The 15,255-nt window shown below is 69.7% G+C and carries 10 protein-coding genes; 8 read left to right on the top strand and 2 right to left on the bottom strand.

What is annotated here, in order from left to right; all coding sequences use genetic code 11:
• Window positions 1–93: 93 nt before the first annotated feature.
• Window positions 94–1,344: a S8 family serine peptidase gene (locus D9V36_RS19945; protein ID WP_206739699.1), complete on the top strand. Its 1,251-nt coding sequence runs from the start codon at window positions 94–96 to the stop codon at window positions 1,342–1,344.
• Between the two features lie 315 nt (window positions 1,345–1,659).
• A complete protein-coding gene (locus D9V36_RS19940) occupies window positions 1,660–1,887 on the top strand; it encodes a hypothetical protein (protein ID WP_129294977.1) in 228 nt (75 codons plus the stop codon).
• Window positions 1,888–1,988: 101 nt separating this feature from the next.
• Here the strand turns inward: D9V36_RS19940 and D9V36_RS19935 are convergent, their stop codons facing one another.
• Both D9V36_RS19935 and eccCa read right to left on the bottom strand, forming a co-directional pair.
• Entirely contained in the window at window positions 1,989–2,780 is a 792-nt protein-coding gene (locus D9V36_RS19935; protein ID WP_129294976.1) for a DUF3152 domain-containing protein, read from the bottom strand.
• A gap of 261 nt (window positions 2,781–3,041) precedes the next feature.
• The gene (gene eccCa / locus D9V36_RS19930) at window positions 3,042–7,004 is read right to left on the bottom strand and encodes a type VII secretion protein EccCa (RefSeq protein ID WP_129298548.1); all 3,963 of its coding nucleotides are present in this window, start codon (window positions 7,002–7,004) and stop codon (window positions 3,042–3,044) included.
• 324 nt (window positions 7,005–7,328) lie between these two features.
• On the opposite strand from eccCa, the gene eccD reads away from it, so the two are divergent.
• From eccD to D9V36_RS40975, 6 genes are all read left to right on the top strand, one after another.
• On the top strand, window positions 7,329–8,729 hold the full coding sequence (gene eccD / locus D9V36_RS19925) for a type VII secretion integral membrane protein EccD (RefSeq protein WP_129294975.1): 1,401 nt from the start codon (window positions 7,329–7,331) through the stop codon (window positions 8,727–8,729).
• A gap of 17 nt (window positions 8,730–8,746) precedes the next feature.
• Window positions 8,747–10,207: a type VII secretion protein EccB gene (eccB, locus tag D9V36_RS19920; protein WP_129294974.1), complete on the top strand. Its 1,461-nt coding sequence runs from the start codon at window positions 8,747–8,749 to the stop codon at window positions 10,205–10,207.
• A gap of 241 nt (window positions 10,208–10,448) precedes the next feature.
• Entirely contained in the window at window positions 10,449–10,778 is a 330-nt protein-coding gene (locus tag D9V36_RS19915) for a hypothetical protein (protein WP_129294973.1), read from the top strand.
• A gap of 84 nt (window positions 10,779–10,862) precedes the next feature.
• The gene (locus tag D9V36_RS19910) at window positions 10,863–11,195 is read left to right on the top strand and encodes a WXG100 family type VII secretion target (RefSeq protein WP_129294972.1); all 333 of its coding nucleotides are present in this window, start codon (window positions 10,863–10,865) and stop codon (window positions 11,193–11,195) included.
• A 127-nt stretch (window positions 11,196–11,322) separates the two neighbouring features.
• A complete protein-coding gene (locus tag D9V36_RS19905; RefSeq protein WP_129294971.1) occupies window positions 11,323–11,835 on the top strand; it encodes a type VII secretion system-associated protein in 513 nt (170 codons plus the stop codon).
• Window positions 11,836–11,926: 91 nt separating this feature from the next.
• The gene (locus D9V36_RS40975; RefSeq protein ID WP_164992986.1) at window positions 11,927–15,253 is read left to right on the top strand and encodes an AAWKG family protein; all 3,327 of its coding nucleotides are present in this window, start codon (window positions 11,927–11,929) and stop codon (window positions 15,251–15,253) included.
• Window positions 15,254–15,255 lie beyond the last annotated feature (2 nt).

Below are 15,255 nucleotides of genomic sequence, written 5' to 3'. Positions count from 1 at the left end.
CCGGCCGCCATCAGCCAGGAATGAACGCGGAGTTCGCGTCTTGCCGCGCTCCCGCACTGCCGAACTCGGTTATGCGCCACGTACCATGCGCGCATGCGACGCGCACTCTCTCACCGTCAGCCGGTGGCACGGGCGGTGGCCGCCGCACTGCTGGCCGCGCTCCTGCCGGCCGCCGCAGCGGCGCCGGCCGCCGCAGCTGCACCGGACGCCGCCGGCGACATCCAACTGCCCACCGTCACCCCGGTACTGCCCGCCGGCGCGCCGTGCGCCAAGGCGTCGACCGACAAGGCCGAGAAGCAGCCATGGACCAGCCGGCCGCTCGGGCTGTCCCAGGCCTGGAAGCTCAGCGAGGGCGCCGGGGTGACCGTCGCGGTGGTGGACACCGGCGTCGGGACCGGCATCCCCGCGCTGTCCGGCCGGGTCGAGGCGGTCGGTGACGCGGGCGAGGACTGCGTGGGCCACGGCAGCTTCGCGGCGGGCCTGATCGCCGCCGCGCCCGGTGCGGGAGTGGGGGTGGCCGGGCTCGCGCCGCAGGCCCGGATCCTGGCGGTGCGCGGCACGGACACCCGGGGCGAGACGACGGCCGGCCGGGTCGCCGACGGCATCCGCACGGCGGCCGACCGGGGAGCCGGTGTCATCTACGTCGGGCAGGCGGTGGCCACCGGCAAGGACGAGCTGACCGCCGCCGTCGCGCACGCGGCCGAGCGGGGCGCCCTCGTCGTCGCCCCGGCCGTCCCTGACAACCTCCCGAAGGACGGCAACACCGGCAAGCCGGCGGAGCCCGCGCCCTGGTACTGGCCCGCGTCCGCGCCCGGAGTGCTCTCCGTCATGGACTACGGCCCCGACGGGCAGCGTCCGCAGGACGCCCCGCGGGCGCTCAACGCGGACCTGGCGGCCCCGGGCGACGCGGTGGTCAGCGTCGGGCCCCAGGGCGACGGCCACTACTTCGGCTCCGGCTCCTCGCTGGCAGCCGCGCATGTGGCAGGTGCCGCGGCCCTTGTCCGCGCCCGGCACCCGAAGATGACGGCCCAGGAGGTCGCCCGTCAGCTCACGGTGGCCGGCTATCCGGACGACCCGCCGCGGCTCGACCCGTACGCGGCACTCACGACGCTGCTCACCGACAAGCAGGGCGCCGCACCCCGGCAGGCCGCGGCGCACGTCCCGGAGGCGGCGCCGAGCGGGCCGCAGAACCGTGCGCTGCTCATCGCCGGAGCGTGCGGCGGGCTGGTGCTGCTGGTGGCCGGCGGCGCCGTGGTGATCCCTCGGGGCCGGGCCAGGGGCTGGCGGCCGGCCGGGGCGCCCGAGGCCGGGCAACCGGCCACCGCAAGCGGCCAGGGCACGTAGGTACGCCGCCCAGGCGGGCCGGTGCGGTGGCCGGCCGGGGTCCCGGCCGGGGTCCCGGCCGGCCCGCGGCAACCGGCCACGCCCGCCCGTCCGTTGTCGTGCTCGCGCCTCGTTCCCCTTCGCTCCCGGCCCGTCGTCGTGGGTGCGCTCTGACCTCGTGCTGGATATGTCCTGACCTTGTGGTGAGCATCGTGATGTTCCAGCATTGCGCCCATCACGCCAGTGATGCCGCGCTTGCGCGCAGATGCTCCGTAGGGCCGGGCGGTGCTTGTCCCGTCATGGCCGCTACGTCGTGACCGAAACGGGAGAGAAGTCATGTTCAAGACCGCACTGGCCGCAAAGGCCGGTCTCGGCGTCCTCGCCACGGGAGCCCTGGTCCTCGCCATGGCGGGTCCGGCCTCCGCCGAGACCCGTCTCGCGCCCCACTACACGGCATCCCTCCTGGAGTGCCAGACGCTCGGTAATCAGGCCGCCCAGCAGGGTCTGCTGACGGGGTTCGACTGTGTCGACAACGGTTTTGCGGTCATCATGTACCCCTGGTGACCAGGTCCTTTCCTGACGACCGGTAAGACCGTGTCTCCCTCTGCCCCGGCGTCACGCCGGGGCAGAGGTCTTTCAGTTTTGTTCCCGCCCTCATCCGCCGGTCAGGCGACCGGCGGTCCCGTGAGATAGGTGCCGTGGCGGTCGTACGGCCACGGGTTCGGCACGCAGCCGTGCAGCCCCTTTATCTGCTGCATCATCACGGGAGCGGGCCGGCCCGGCGCGGGGCACGACGCGTGCCCGTGCCCGAGGAAGTGTCCCACTTCGTGGTTGATCGTCAGTGCGTGGTAGTCCGGCAGCCTGTGCTGGTAGTACGGGTTGGCCAGCAGCCAGCGCTTGATGTTGACCACCACGTTCTTGCCGACGCGGCAGTTGACCTCGCCCCCGGTGTCGAGGCCGCCCTGCCCGCAGATGCGGTCCACGGTGCCGGGCGTGGCGACGACCACGGTGAAGTCGTGTGCGCCGCTGGTGACTTGCTGGAAGGAGGCCTCGCCGCCGGCCGTCCAGCCGCGGGGATCGGCCAGGATCCGATGCACCTCGTCCGAGAGCGCCTCCGGGGTCTGGGCCAGGTTGTTCTCCACCTTGACCTCGTAGTGGAAGAACCGGCCCGCGGTGCCGATCCGCCGTCCTGAGGCGGCCGCCATGCGGAATTCCCCGGGGCCGTCCGCCGGGTAGCGCGCGTCGGAGTCACCCGGCGGCGACGCGGTCGCCCCGCCGCCGGCCCACCCGGGACGGTGCTCCGAGACGAACCCGACGCCCAGGACCACCGCGGCGGCCAGCGTGACACCGCACACCGCCAGCAACACGGAACGCGGCCGCGAACGCCGACGCCCGTTGCCCTGCGACGGCGGGGCGGGTGACATCGATGCCTTCCCGTCGGACCGCGGCTTGCTCATCGGTTGCGTCCGGTGGTGCGGGTGACGCCGGTGTTGCCGTATTGCTCATTCATCGTGCTCTGCCCCATCCCAAGAGGCCGCTTGAACCTCTTGCGGTAAGTCAGATGCACGCACAGCGGGAAAAGTTCACGGGGAACCGCACCGGATCGTCGTGGCGCGTGGCGCGTGGCGCGCGGCCCGGCGGGAGGCCTGCCCGGCGGGCGGCCCGGCGGACGGCCCGGCGGACGGCCCGGCGGACGGCCCTCCCGCCGGGCGCGGCACTCACTCCCCGTCGTCCACGAGCGCCGTCTGCACCTGGGTCGCCTTCCGGCGGACGACGTGGGTGGCGCGCCCCGGTGCCATGGTGCGGCCCTTGATGTTGCCGATGAGGTAGCCCTCGGTCGGCGGGCAGGACAGCAGCAGGGCCGGGGTGTTGACCTCCTGGAGGCGCCGCATCAGATGCTCGGTCAGGCCGCGGCTGGCGCCGGCCGCCGAGCGGGCGACCACCATGTGCAGCCCGACCTCGTAGCCGAGCGCGAGATGCGAGAGCAGCGGGTCGAAGGGCGCGTTGCCGATGCCGGTGCCCAGCATGTCGTAGTCGTCGACGAGGATGAACAGCCGCGGCCCCGTCCACCAGTCGCACAGCCGCATCCGGGCGGGGGAGATCTCCTCCCCCGGCAGCCGGGTGCGGACCGCGCGGGCGGCGCCGTCGACCAGGTCCTTGAGCGCGTCGATGGAGACGGCGTGCCCGAGGCGGTACTCGTCCGGGATCGCCTCGACCAGGTCGCGGCGGTAGTCGACCACCATGATCCGGGCCTCGGCCGGGGTGTAGCGGTCCATGATGGCCTTGGCGGTCAGCCGCAGCATGTTCGTCTTGCCGCTCTCGGTGTCGCCCACCACGAACAGGTGGGGATTCTCGGCGAAGTCGTGCCAGACCACGGAGAGTTCGTTCTCCTCCAGGCCGATCGGCATCCGCATGTCGCCCTCCGGCGCGGGCAGCTGCCCGGCCGGCAGCCGGGTCGGCAGCATCCGCACCTGCGGGGTCTGCTGACCTGGCCAGCTCTCCTTGACGGCGGACACCAGGCCGGCCACCCCGTCGGCCAGGTCCTCGGCGCTCTCCATGCCGTCGATGCGGGGCAGCGCGCCCAGGTAGTGCAGCTTGCCCTCCCGGGTCAGTCCGCGGCCGGCCAGCCTCGGGACGGTCGAGGCGCGCCGGGTGTCGATCTCGGAGTCCATCGCGTCACCCATCCGCAGCTCCAGGTGGGTGGCCGCCTGATCGCGTACGCCCGCGGAGAGTTCGACCCAGCGGGCCGTGGTGACGATGAGGTGCACGCCGTAGTTGAGGCCGCGGGCCGCGATCCCGTTGAACGTCTGGATGTAACGGTCGAAGTCCGCCCGCACCGTGGACCAGCCGTCGATGACCAGGAACACATCGCCGTAGTGCTGCTCGGGGAACTCCCCGGCGGCCCGGCGCCGGCGGAAGGTCGGCATCGAGTCGATGCCGTGCTCCAGGAAGAACCGCTCCCGCGCGCTCAGCAGCGAGGTGATCTCGGCGATCGTACGGCCCACCCGCTCGCTCTCCAGCCGCGCCGCGACGCCGGCCGTGTGCGGCAGTCCGGACAGCGAGGCCAGCGTGCCGCCACCGAAGTCGAGACAGAAGAACTGCACCTCGCGCGGGGTGTGGGTGACGGCGAGTGCGGTGAGGATGGTGCGCACCAGGGTGCTCTTGCCGCTCTGCGGACCACCCGCGATGGCCACATGGCCGCCGGCCCCGGACAGGTCGACCGTCAGCAGGTCGCGCATCTGCTCGAAGGGCTTGTCGACGATGCCGATGGGCACGGTCAGCCGGCCGCGGCCCGGCCAGCCCACGGTCGTCAGCCCCAGCTCGGGGTCGGGGGTGAGCGGCGGCAGGATCTGGTCGAGGGTGGCGGGCCGGTCCAGCGGCGGCAGCCACACCTGGTGGGCGGGCGGACCGGCGTCCCGCAGCCGGTCCACGGCGACGGACAGCAGGGTGTCACCGCTCTCCTCGTCCGGCTCCGGCTCGGATTCCGGAAGGTCGGGCAGCCGGCGCGGCACCACGTAGCCGGAGGTCCACGGCACGGTCTGGCTGGCCACCCGGGCCTGGTTGGCGCTGGAGTGGCGCTCCTGGTACGGGCCGGAGACATAGGCGGCGCGGAAGCGGGTCAGCGCCTCCACCCCGGACTTGAGGTAGCCGCTGCCCGGCTGCGGCGGCAGCTGGTAGGCGTCCGGCACCCCGAGCACGCCGCGGCTCTCCATGGCGGAGAAGGTGCGCAGCCCGATCCGGTAGGACAGATGGCTCTCCAGCTGGTGCATCCGGCCCTCGTCCAGCCGCTGCGAGGCGAGCAGCAGATGGACGCCGAGGCTGCGCCCGAGCCGCCCGATCATCACGAACAGCTCCATGAACTCGCGGTGCGCGGCCAGCAGTTCGCTGAACTCGTCGACCACGACGAACAGGCTGGGCAGCGGCGCCAGCGGGACGCCGGAGGCGCGCGCCTTCTCGTAGTCGAGCGCCGAGGTGTAGTTGCCCGCCGAGCGCAGCAGCTCCTGGCGGCGCATCAGCTCGCCGTGCAGCGCGTCCTGCATCCGGCCCACCAGCGCGGCCTCGCCGGCCAGGTTGGTGATGACGGCCGAGGTGTGCGGCAGCTCGTCCAGGCCGAGGAAGGTGGCGCCGCCCTTGAAGTCGACGAGGACGAAGTTGAGCGTCTCGGAGGAGTTGTTGAGCGCCAGCGCCAGCACCAGCGTGCGCAGCAGCTCGCTCTTGCCGGATCCGGTGGCCCCGATGAGCATGCCGTGCGGCCCGGTGCCGCCCTGCGCCGACTCCTTGATGTCCAGCTCCACCGGGGCGCCGTCGGCGCTCACCGCGATCGGCACCCGCAGCCGGGCGGGGCCGGTGCTGCGCTGCCAGTGGGCCTGCGGTTCATGGCGGGACAGGTCGGAGATGCCCAGCAGCGTGGTCAACTCCAAGGTGGTGGACAGCGGTGCGGAGGTGTCGGCGCCCACCCCCATCCGGTAGGGCGCGATCCGCTTGGCCAGTGCGGTGGAGCCGGTCGGCCCGAACCGGTCGGGACGGCCGAGCCGGGTGGTCTGCTCCTTGCGCTCGCGGTCGGTGCGCACCAGCGAGAAGTCGTCCTCGGACACGTCGAAGCGCAGCGTGACCCGGCCCGGCCGCCAGGTCAGCGCCCCGCTCAGGTCGAGGACCACGGTGTTGCGGAAGCCGGAGCCGTCCAGCCGGTGTCCGGAGGGGACGCTCCCGCCGTCCACCACGATCACGGTGAAGGGCTCCTCGCGCCCGGCGACCGCGTCGGGGTCGAACGGCGGGCGCTCCAGGAACTCCGCGCCGAGCAGGTCCTCCAGCTCGTTGAAGGCGGAGACGAACATCCGGGCCGGGCCGGCGCCGTCGCTCTCCTGCGGGTGCAGGTTGTGCGGGAGCCACTTGACCCACTCCCACTCGGCACGCCGCTCATCCGACACGCACAGCGCCACCCACACGTCGTCCGGCGCGTGGAAGGCCGCCAGCTGGGCGATCATGGCGCGGGCCAGGGAGCGCGTGCGCTCCTCGTCACCGCGCAGCAGCACCCGGGCCCAGGCCCGCAGATAGATGGCGATGGGCTGCTCGGGCACGGTGGCGTAGGCCCGGATGAAGCTGCGCAGGGCATGCGCGGACAGCGGCTCCAGGTCCTCGACGGGGGTGGTGGCGTTCGGCGTCAGCCGCAGACCCAGCTGCTGGTCGCCCACGGCCACCCGGACCTCGCCGAAGTCCTCGTCCTGCGGGCGGCGTTCCCACAGCCGGGTGGTGCCCACCATCGACCACAGCGCGGCCGGTTCGGGGTGCCGCCAGGCCAGTGCCTTCTGCTGGTCGGACACCGCAGCCCGCACCTTGCGCCGGGTCTGGGTGAGGTAGCGCAGGTAGTCCCGGCGCTCGCCCTTGAGCCGCTGTTTGCGCTCACTGGACTTGCGCATCATCTGGCCGACCAGCATCGCGCCGGACGCCAGCACCATCATGCCGATGGCCAGGTACATGAAGTGGCCCCCGGAGGAACCGTTCATGCCCGGCCGCATGAACATCAGCATCATGGAGACTGACATCATCGCCATGGGCAGATAGGTCCACACGGCGGAGCTGTCCGGCACCACTTCGGGCAGTGTCGGCGGCTCCTGGAGGGTCAACTCCCCTTCGGGCATGTCCGGGCCGCGGCGGCGGGCCGGCCTGCGGAACAGAACCACACTCAACGGACGCTCTCCTCACGGGCAATGCTGCGCGGCACAAGGGCATCTTCGATGGCGGGAAAGGCCGTTGTCAGAATTGGCGTGCTCATTCTTGTGTCAATGCATGGCCAGCATGCCCTTTCTTCTGCCCACTCTGCCCAATCGGTCTATCGGTTCGCTCCTTTCCCCCGTACGGTCGAAAGCACCGTACGGCGAATGCCCGAGAACACCACGTGTGGGCGGGAGTTCACCTTCGCCCGCACCAGAACCGATCGATCCAGCCACCCTCATACGGGTCCGGAGCACTTTCCGAATCCGTCCGGAGAAGCGTGAGCCAGCCCCATGAGTGATATCCAGACGGCCGGGCTGTGCCGTCTGACGGTCCGCGCGCCCGGCAAGAGCGTCGACCTCGCGGTACCTTCCGACGTGCCCGTGGCCGACCTGCTGCCCGCCGTCGTCGGCTATGGCGGTGACGACCTTGAAGAGGCGGGGATCGACCACGGCGGCTGGGTCCTGCAACGGCTGGGCGCCGAGCCGATGGACGAGGAACGCACCCTCGACTCCTACGACCTGCGCGACGGCGAGACCCTCTACCTCAGGCCGCGCACCGAGGCGCTCCCCGAGGTCCACCTGGACGACCTGGTGGACGGCATCTCCACCACCATGGCCGCGAGCCCCTACGGCTGGACCCCGCAGGCCAGCCGCCGGCTGCTGCGCGGCCTCGCGGTCCTCGCCCTCGCCGGCGGACTGGTCGTCCTCGCGCTGCCCGGCGGATCGGTGGGGCTGCGCGCGGTGTGCGCGGCAGTGGCCGGTCTGCTGCTGATCGCCGGCGCGGGCTCGGCCAGCCGCGCCGTCGGCGACGCCGGAGCGGGCGCGGCACTGGGCGCGATGGCCGCGCCCTACCTCGCGTGCGCCGGCTGGCTGCTGCCCGGCGGCGAGCTGACCGGCCCGGACGCCCACACGATGGTGGGCTTCCGGCTGCTGGCCGGCTGTGCGGCGGGCGCCGGCGGCGCGATCGTCGTCCTCGCGGCGGTCTCCGCCTTCGCCTCGCTCTTTCTCGGTATCGCCGTCGTCGCGGCATTCGGCGCGCTCGCCGGGGCCCTGATGCTCACCGTGGACCTGGCACCGCACCAGGTCGCCGGGGTCGTCGCCCTGGTGGCGGTGGTCCTCGGCGCGTTCGTCCCCTCACTGTCCTTCCGGATGTCCGGGCTGCGGATGCCGCCCCTGCCCACCAACGCCCAGCAGCTGCAAGTGGGCATCGAGCCGCACTCGCCCAGCGGCGTCGCCGCTCGCGCGGTGCTCGCGGACGGCTGGATGAGTTCGCTGTACGGGGCCGTGGGCGCGGTCTGCGCCGGCTGTCTGGGCGTGCTCGCGTGGTACGCGGACCTGGCCGCCTCGGTCATGGTCGTGGCGCTGTCGCTGCTCCTGCTGCTGCACGGCCGCGGCCTGGGCAACGCCTGGCAGCGGCTCTCGCTGATCCTTCCGGGCGCGGTGGGCCCGCTCCTGCTGATCCTCGCCTGCGCCGTCTCCTTCGCGCCCGGCCGGCGTCCGCTGGTGGTGGTCGCGCTGCTGGCCCTGACCGCCGTCGTGGCCATCGCCTCGTGGACGGTGCCGGGCCGCAGGCTCGTGCCCTACTGGGGCCGGGCGGCGGAGATCCTGCACACCCTGGCCGCGGTCAGCCTGCTGCCGCTGGCGCTGTGGGTGCTCGGTGTGTACGGCGCCCTGCGCGGGCTGCTGGCCTGAGACGGGAGGTGTGAGCGATGCAGGACAGAAGAGACCAGGTCCAGGCGCACCTGTTCATCATGGGGCGGCTGACCTCCGGCATGCTGCGCGCCGACCCCGACGCCCCGGAGAGCCCGCAGGGCCGCACCAACCGCGGTATCGCGATCAGCGTGCTGATCGCGGTACTGCTGTGCGCCGGAGCCTTCGTCTTCGGACTGCTCAAGCCCGGTACCAAGGAGTCCTGGCGGGCCCCGGGCACCCTGGTCGTCAACAAGGACACCGGCGCCCGCTACCTCTTCCTCGGCGGCAGGCTGCGGCCGGTGCGCAACTTCACCTCGGCGCGGCTGCTGGTCGGCGACAAGATGAAGGTCATGCCGATCGGCGGCCAGTCGCTGGACGGCACCCCGCACGGCGCACCCGTCGGCATACCGGGTGCCCCGGACGAGCCGCCCGGTACCGGCAAGCTGGACAGCGGCCCGTGGCAGGTGTGTTCGGGATCCGGCACCGGCTCGACCGCCACCACGGTCGCCGTGGGCACCGAGCCCGGCGGGCCGGGCCTCAAGGAGGGGCAGGGACTGCTGGTCACCGGTCCCGACAAGGGCAACTACCTGGTGTGGCAGGGCCGCAAGCTGCGCCTGGACGGCGCGGCGCACGCCTCCGAGGCGCTCGGCTACGGCGCGGACAAGCCGCTGCGGGTCTCCGCCGCCTTCCTCAACTCACTGCCCACCGGCCCCGATCTGGCCCCGCCCGAGGTGCCGGGCCTGGGCGACGCCGGCCCGGCGCTGGGCGGGCAAGAGACCCGGGTCGGCGAGATCTTCAAGGTCGCCGCCTCCGGTGCGCGGGCCCGCTACTACCAGCTGCGCAAGGAGGGCCTGGCCCCGGTCACCGCCACCGGCGCGGCGCTGGTGCTCGGCGACCCGGAGACCAAGCAGAAGACGTACGCGGGCCGTCCGGCCGCCGCCCGGAGCCTGGGTACCGATGCGCTGAACGGACATCTGGCACCGGTCTCCGGGCGGTCCGACCCTGCCGCGGGGATGCCCGAGGCGCCGCCGGAGCCGGTCGACCCCGGCCTGGGGCAGACGCCGTGCGTGGGCGTGCGGTCGGCCGGCGACGGCACGCGGGTGAGCGTGACCCTGGCCGACCCCCGGGAGCTGGGCCCCACCGCACAGGCGTCGACGGAGGGGATGGTCCCCGCGTGTGTGACCGTCAACCGGATCGCCGTGCGCCCGGGCCGCGGTGCCCTGGTGCACGCGCTCGGCGCCGACGGCAGCGATGTCGGCAGCACGCTGTATCTGGTGACCGACACCGGAATGAAGTACCGGCTGCCGTCGCAGGAAACGCTGAAGGCGTTCGGCTATACCGGGGCCCGGGCACAGGGCCTGCCGTCCTCACTGCTTTCCATGATTCCGACGGGGCCGGATCTGACGCCGCAGGCGGCGAGTTCCGGGAATGGGAAATCGACGGCACCGAAGTGCGAGAACCAGCGGAAGACGACATAGCCCCGGCAAGGGGCGGAATGGAGTCGGGGCGGCGCGAGTTCGCGCCGTAGCGATCTGCTCACGGCCGTATCGGAAAATGCGGTACATCGCGCAGATTCTCGGCAGATAGTGTTGCAAACGGGGTTTAAGGACTTCTAGTATCACTTTGTATGGGCCAACTGGAGGACGGCCCAATGCAATTGAGGGCACCGGCTGCCAGCGCGCCTCGCCTGGCGGCGAATTACAGCCGAAGGGGACGCGCATGGGACAGCTGGCACAGCAGCAAGAGCAGGCCACGCGGAACGGCATCAACGCCTTGGAGCAGGCGTTCACCGGTGTGCAGCGCAGCCGTCAGGAACTGGAGAACACGAAGAACAACGTGGGTCTCGGCGGCGATGTCGGCGGTAGCTTCCGTTCACTGCTGGACAAGTGGGATGAGCAGGCCCAGATCATCGAGAAGAACCTGCACGACATGGTCAACGAGCTGAACACCACGTTGCAGCAGAGCGGTCTGACCCGGGGTTCCGCGAACGACGACGTGAATCAGGCGTACCAGAAGGCCGACGCCGTTTTCGACACGCTCGCGGGCTGAACCGGGTTGCGGGCTCGCCTGTCGAGGCCGCGACTCGCATCAGCATTTCCCTGAACGTACACACCGACCGAAACGAGGTTCGCCATGCCCGGTGGCGCGAATGACTTCACAGACGGAAATATCTACGTCGACTTCAATCGCTCCAACAACGCGATCGAAGACCTGCGCGTGCAGACCAATCAGATCCAGGCCTGGCTCCAGCAGTTGAACCAGGAGCTGCAGGCGCTCAAGGCGAGCTGGGTCGGTGACGACGCGGACGTCTACCAGAAGAAGCAGGACGCGTGGAACCGCGCAGCCGATGCCATGGGCAAGCTGCTCACCAGCCACGCAGGGGTGCTGAACGACGTTTCCCAGGCCTTCGACCAGAACCAGAAGCGTTCGGCGCAGGGCTGGGAAGGCGTGCGGATCGGCGCCTGACCGGCGGCGGATTCGGTAACGGGCGGCTGTCGGCGTCGAGGGTGAGCGTGGATGGCCGCCCGTGCTGGTTCATGGGCGCGCGAGAGCTGCGCCGAGGGCGGGCTACGGACGGAGAAGGAGCGGCACCATGACAGACGAGAACAAGGGCGGCGGACCGCTCGTCCTCAACAAAGAGTGGATCAAAAAGTTCATCGATGTGGACCTCCATGAATTCCGGGGGGCGATCGAGAAGATCCTCGTGGACGCGCCCGCGGATCGGTTCGCGGGTGGTCGGAACGACATCATGGTGCAGAGCATCACCAACCTGATGGACATTCCGAAGAACGTCCATTACTCCCAGAAGCGGCCGCTGACGCTGGGAAAGATGGGCCAGGACGGCATCGCTGGGGACATGGTCAAAAGCATCGCCGGCTCGGCCAAGAAGCTCGGCGATTTCGTCGGGGATCAGAAGAAGCTGTTCGAGCACATCGAGAGCAACCTGCGTGACGCGATGGAGACGCTGCTCAAGACCGAGGGCGACAGCTTGGACAAGATCGACGGCGAGAAGTTCTACAACGTCTTCGAGGACGTGGCGGACGACATTTCCGAGTCCATGGGCGGCGGCGGTAACGGCGGCGGTGACGGCGGTGGCAAAAATTAACCTGAGCTGTCACCCGAACTGTCACCGGTGACCCGCGCCGTGTGATCCCGCCCCGAGTCCCGTTCGAAAATCTTCCCGTTGGAGCCCCGTGATGGCAATCGACCGCGTGCCGATGAGTCCGGACAATGACGACTGGCACAACGTCGTCGAGACCTTCACCGGTTACAAGGCGCCGACGGTAGAACAGATCTTCTCGTCGCTGACCAGCAGCGACGGCATTCCCCTGATGCATGTCACGATCGGGGATCCGGACGACAGCAAAATCCCCGACGTCGCGGATACCGACTGGACGCTCAAGAACCTCGGAAACCAGATCCAGGTCCTGGAATTTGTCCTGCCGTTCTACATCAATGACGGCGGGGCCAAGAAGCGCCAGGCCAAGATTCAGCTGCTCGGTGACCGGACGCACGATGCCGGAGGCAAGGTGCTGACCCCCGATGTCAAAACCAACGGGGGGACCACCGGGTCGTTCCCTGGCAAGGATGACACCGATAAAAAAACCTGGGACACCCGGGATCTCGACCGGTACTCCTATGGCGCGGGGCATGCGCTGAACTGGCTGCTTGAGAAGGAGAGCGGCACGCGCGACTTCGATTGGCCCCCGGCCATTCCGGAGTCGAACTACGTTGACCTGTCCTCCTTCGAGGCGACGGCCAAGTCGTTCGACCGCGTGCAGAATTTCGTCGGCGAACGGAAGGCGCAGCTCGACGGTTGGGAGAAGATCCTCGGCGCGGTCGAGAACGACAACTGGAAGGGCGAGGCTGCCGGAGTCTGGTGGAATCTGGTCCATTTTCTGGCGCGGCGGTACGAGCGCATCGTCGAGGACATGGAGAACACCGCCGGCAAGTCCCACGGATCGCGGCAGGGCGCCGCGGTCCGCGCTGCGGGTGAGGCGCTCCGCAAGGAAGCCCAGAACCTGTACGACGCCTGGGACTTGTGGTCGACCGGGCGCAGGAGCAATCCGCTGTTCCTGCTCAGTGAAATCCTCTCCGACGTCATGGACAATGTCTGGAACAAAAACATTTTCATGCTCAAGGAGCACAGCAGTAGCAGCAGTAACGGCTACAACTCCATCGGTGGCGGCTACAAGCCGGACACCAAGAGCCTCGTGACGATGCCGGGATTCTCGAACCAGGCCGAGGACGGGTACGGGCACCAGTACGGCGCGCTGGACAGTGTGGCGACGTGGAAAGCCATTGGTGAGGAGGCGCGGAATCGCTGGTGGGACGGTGTCCGTGAGTATTTGGGCAAGCCGGCCGAGGTCGCGATGCGGAACGTTACCAATGCATGGAATGCGCATAACTTTGATATCGGCGACATTCGTCCGCCGCGAGGTGAGGACCTCAAGTCCACCCTCCGGGAGGACCAGGCATTCAAGGACAAGAATGACGCCAAGAAAGATAAAGATGAGCAGAACAGGCTGAACAAGGAAAACCAGGCAAAGATGGATGCCTGGAACAAGAAGCAGGAAGAGCAGAGGGAGAAGGACAAGGCGGAAGCCGACCGTATCCGGGAGGAGGAGAAGAAGCACCAGAAGGAGCAGGAGGACAAGGCGGACCGCCAGCGCGAGGAGGACCGCCGGCGCCAGGACGAGCAGCAGCACAAGCAGGAGGAGTTGCAGAAGGAGCAGGAGAGGAAGCAGGAGGAGCAGCAGAAGAAGCAGGAGGAGAAGCAGGCCCAGCAGGAGGCGAAGCAGGAGGAGCTGCAGAAGAAGCAGGAGGCCAAGCAGGAGGAGCAGCAGCACAAGCAGGAGGAGAAGCAGGCCGAGCAGGAGAAGAAGCAGGAGGAGCTGCAGAAGAAGCAGGAGGCCAAGCAGGAGGAACAGCAGCGCCACCAGGAGCAGCGGCAGGACGAGCAGGCGCTCCAGCAGCGGATCCTGCAGGAGCAGCAGAGGAAGGACCAGGAGAAGAAGGAGAAGGAGCAGGAGGCCAAGCAGGCCGAGCAGCAGCGCAAACAGGAGGAGTTGCAGAAGGAGCAGGAGAGGAAGCAGGAGGAGCAGCAGAAGAAGCAGGAGGAGAAGCAGGCCGAGCAGGAACACAAGCAGGAGGAGCTGCAGAAGAAGCAGGAGGCCAAGCAGGAGGAACAGCAGAAGAAGCAGGAGGAGAAGCAGGCCGAGCAGCAGAAGCAGCAACAGGAGCTGCAGAAGGAACAGGAGAAGAAGCAGGAGGAGCAGCAGCACAAGCAGGAGGAGAAGCAGGCCCAGCAGGAGAAGAAGCAGGAGGAGGTGCGGAAGGAGCAGGAGGCCAAGCAGGAGCAGCAGCAGCGCCACCAGGAGCAGCGGCAGGACGAGCAGCAGCGCAAGCAGGAGGAGCTGCGCAAGGAGCAGGAGAAGAAGCAGGAGGAGCTGCAGAACAAGCAGCAGCAGCGGCAGGAGGACCTGCAGAACAAGCAGCAGCAGCGGCAGGACGATCTCCAGAAACAACAGCAACAGCGGCAGGACGAGCTGCAGCACAAGCAGGAGCAGTACCGGAACCAGGCCGGCGACATCCTGGACCGCCAGCACGGCGGTTCCTCGTACGGCGACCACCAGAGCCATCTGCCGGACAGCATCACCGGCCCGGTCAACGGCGACGACTCGCTGACGAACCCGGGCGGCAGCCACTCGCATGTGGACTCGCACGGGCGCGTGGTCGTCGATTACCCGGACCACAGCCAGACGCGGATCGACCCGCAGACACAGACTGCGACCGTCACGGGCCCCGACGGCTCGGTCCACTCCGGGCCGCTGAACGCGGGTGATGTGCTCACCAACCCCGACGGCAGCGTCTCCCATCTGGATTCGCACGGGCAGGTGGTGACCGAGTACCCGGACGGCAGCCGGAGCACGGTGGATCCGCGCACCGGCGCCACCTCCCTGACGAGCCCGGACGGCACCACGAACTCCGGCTATCTGAACGGCGGTTCAGGTCCCGAGACGCCGCATGCGGGTCCTGGCGGCTCGCGCTCGCACCTCGGTCAGCAGGCGGATTACGAGCAGGAGTTGTACGACCCCCAGCACGGCGGGCAGAGCGGCGCCGGCCTTGGCGGGCCTTCCTCCGGTGCGGGCGGTGCCCCCGGTGGCATGCCGATGAGCCCGGGAATGATGGGCGGCGGTATGGGCGGCATGGGAGGTGGCGGCCGTGGCGGCGAGGGCGGCCCCTCGGAGCGCACCCGGACCGTGATCGACGGCGGCGACGTGGTCAGCAACCGTCGCCGACCTGGGAACTCCCGTGCGGGCAACGGGCGTTACGACGATCGCGAAGCGGTGGTCAACACCAGCAGCGGCAGCCCCTTCTCGACATCGATGAATGGCGGGCAGGGCGGTCCGGGCCGGCAGCAGACACAGAGCGGTGACCGGGAGCGCGAGGCGTGGATGCCGGAGGACGAGGACGTCTGGGGCTCCGACGAGGGCGGCGCACCAGCGGTGATCGGGCGATGAGC

This window comes from Streptomyces lydicus (assembly GCF_004125265.1).
GTDB lineage: Bacteria > Actinomycetota > Actinomycetes > Streptomycetales > Streptomycetaceae > Streptomyces > Streptomyces lydicus_C.
This window is presented reverse-complemented; position numbering and strand designations above follow the sequence as displayed.

Excerpts from the sequence above, each read along its gene's own strand:
- D9V36_RS19940 (WP_129294977.1), top strand. The coding sequence starts at position 1,660 with ATGTTCAAGACCGCACTGGCCGCAAAGGCCGGTCTCGGCGTCCTCGCC.
- eccB (WP_129294974.1), top strand. The coding sequence starts at position 8,747 with ATGCAGGACAGAAGAGACCAGGTCCAGGCGCACCTGTTCATCATGGGG.
- D9V36_RS19910 (WP_129294972.1), top strand. The coding sequence starts at position 10,863 with ATGCCCGGTGGCGCGAATGACTTCACAGACGGAAATATCTACGTCGAC.
- D9V36_RS40975 (WP_164992986.1), top strand. The coding sequence starts at position 11,927 with ATGGCAATCGACCGCGTGCCGATGAGTCCGGACAATGACGACTGGCAC.
- D9V36_RS19915 (WP_129294973.1), top strand. The coding sequence starts at position 10,449 with ATGGGACAGCTGGCACAGCAGCAAGAGCAGGCCACGCGGAACGGCATC.
- eccD (WP_129294975.1), top strand. The coding sequence starts at position 7,329 with ATGAGTGATATCCAGACGGCCGGGCTGTGCCGTCTGACGGTCCGCGCG.
- D9V36_RS19935 (WP_129294976.1), bottom strand. The coding sequence starts at position 2,780 with ATGAGCAAGCCGCGGTCCGACGGGAAGGCATCGATGTCACCCGCCCCG.
- D9V36_RS19905 (WP_129294971.1), top strand. The coding sequence starts at position 11,323 with ATGACAGACGAGAACAAGGGCGGCGGACCGCTCGTCCTCAACAAAGAG.
- D9V36_RS19945 (WP_206739699.1), top strand. The coding sequence starts at position 94 with ATGCGACGCGCACTCTCTCACCGTCAGCCGGTGGCACGGGCGGTGGCC.